Origin of the sequence: Arthrobacter sp. 2YAF22_2 (assembly GCF_052114645.1) — a bacterium.
GTDB lineage: Bacteria > Actinomycetota > Actinomycetes > Actinomycetales > Micrococcaceae > Arthrobacter.
The window spans coordinates 1-1,403 of the sequence record NZ_JBFRFD010000712.1 but is presented as its reverse complement, the minus strand read 5'-3'; the positions used below and the strand labels follow the sequence as shown (position 1 = coordinate 1,403).

2 protein-coding genes and 1 pseudogene are annotated in these 1,403 nt (G+C 64.8%); 1 reads left to right on the top strand and 2 read right to left on the bottom strand.

Annotation, left to right across the window (positions count from 1 at the left end; all coding sequences use genetic code 11):
• Window positions 1–167 precede the first annotated feature (167 nt).
• Window positions 168–650, bottom strand: a complete 483-nt coding sequence (locus tag AB4Y86_RS18935; RefSeq protein WP_441403671.1) for a GrpB family protein — start codon at window positions 648–650, stop codon at window positions 168–170.
• Between the two features lie 168 nt (window positions 651–818).
• Here AB4Y86_RS18935 and AB4Y86_RS18930 point away from each other — a divergent pair, with 168 nt between their 5' ends.
• Window positions 819–1,025 carry a hypothetical protein gene (locus AB4Y86_RS18930; protein ID WP_441403670.1) on the top strand — a complete coding sequence of 69 codons (207 nt, stop codon included), beginning with the start codon at window positions 819–821 and terminating at the stop codon, window positions 1,023–1,025.
• Here the strand turns inward: AB4Y86_RS18930 and AB4Y86_RS18925 are convergent.
• Window positions 1,022–1,403, bottom strand: a pseudogene (locus AB4Y86_RS18925) (GNAT family N-acetyltransferase); the annotation flags it as partial. The gene AB4Y86_RS18930 and the pseudogene AB4Y86_RS18925 overlap by 4 nt on opposite strands.

Below are 1,403 nucleotides of genomic sequence, written 5' to 3'. Positions count from 1 at the left end.
CGCGCCGGCATCCCCTGGTTCATCCCGCCACCCCACCTGGACCCCCGCCAACAACCCAAACGAAACCACTACTTCCGATCATGATGTGCGCCAGGTCCAGTGACGAACGACTGGGAACGCGCGTCACGCGCCGAGCTCGAGGACTCCGTCCGGGCCATTAGCCTGTCTCACACCTCAAGAATGGCGGCGACCACTGCGGCCTTATGCGCCGTGTAGGCACCCCAGTCGGAGGTGGAGGCCGCTGCTTCCCGCTTGACCCCCAGGTATCGTTCCCGTGCTCCCGCGTCCTGACGCAAAATGTCGCGGAAGGCGATGCGTCTGTTCCAGTGACGCCCGTGGATCTGAACCAGGTGGACCACCGTCGTCCGCCGGTTCCTGTTCGGCAGGCTCAACCACGCGTGCCCGTCCCGTTTGCCCTCACAGTCGAAGCCTTCGGAGATGAGCCGGTCGAGCACGGCCGACCAGTCACTCAAATCCCCACCAATTAAGACGTCGATCACATCCTTGGCGGGAAGGTCGGGGACGGACGTCGACCCGATGTGTTCCACGGCCGCGCCCGGCAGCATCAAGGTCAGCCTCTGCTTGACGGCGGCAAATCGGGCAGCCCAGCCCTGCGGATCAGGGGGCACCAATTCAATAGTTGGATCCATTGCATAGTCCCTCCAGGTCACAGCCCGAATATGCCTGCGCACGCCGCGCCAACTCCCGCGGCCGGTCTGCCACGGGCCACGTTTTAGCGGGCGCCGTTTCCCGCAGCCACCTGTAGAATGAAGCATTCGAAGCCGGCGTGCAAACCCCGGCATAGCGGCCCGGAGGGCATGATGAACGAGAAACTGCACCTCACCCCGGAGGACGCCTTCCCGGAGGACCTGGCCGACGTCGCAGACCAGCAACTTCAGGTCCTTGATAGCCAGATCCAGCGCCAACTCGATTACGAGGTCGTAGCGGAGGGCGAGCCGAACCCGGAGACGGAATTCCGGCACTACGAGCTCGACGAGGAATTTCAAACCCGCGACGATCGCTAGCGCCGCCAGCGGTACGGCGTCGTCGTCGACACCCGGGTGAGGCCATAGCGTTCAAGAATTGGTCGCGAATACTCGGTGGAGTCGCTGTGGATGAGTTTCTTTCCCAGTGCAACCGCTGCCCGCGCCCGCGCTGCTGTGACAGCGCGGTAGATCCCCCGGCCGCGCCATTCTACGCGGGTGGCCCCGCCCCAGATTCCCGCGAAGTCAGTGTTCGGAACCGGCTCCAGGCGCCCGGCGCTAATGATCAAGGCGTCGTGCTCGGCCACCCATAGCTGCATCCCGTCGTCGAGTGCCAGCCGGCGCAGGATTCCGTCCGCGTTGCCGTCGGCGGCAGGGCTGCCGAAGACTTCGTCCTGCATGGCGCTCATGGCGCGGATG

Bases quoted from the DNA above. Each gene is read 5' to 3' on its own strand.
- AB4Y86_RS18930 (WP_441403670.1), top strand. From the start codon at position 819: ATGATGAACGAGAAACTGCACCTCACCCCGGAGGACGCCTTCCCGGAG.
- AB4Y86_RS18935 (WP_441403671.1), bottom strand. From the start codon at position 650: ATGGATCCAACTATTGAATTGGTGCCCCCTGATCCGCAGGGCTGGGCT.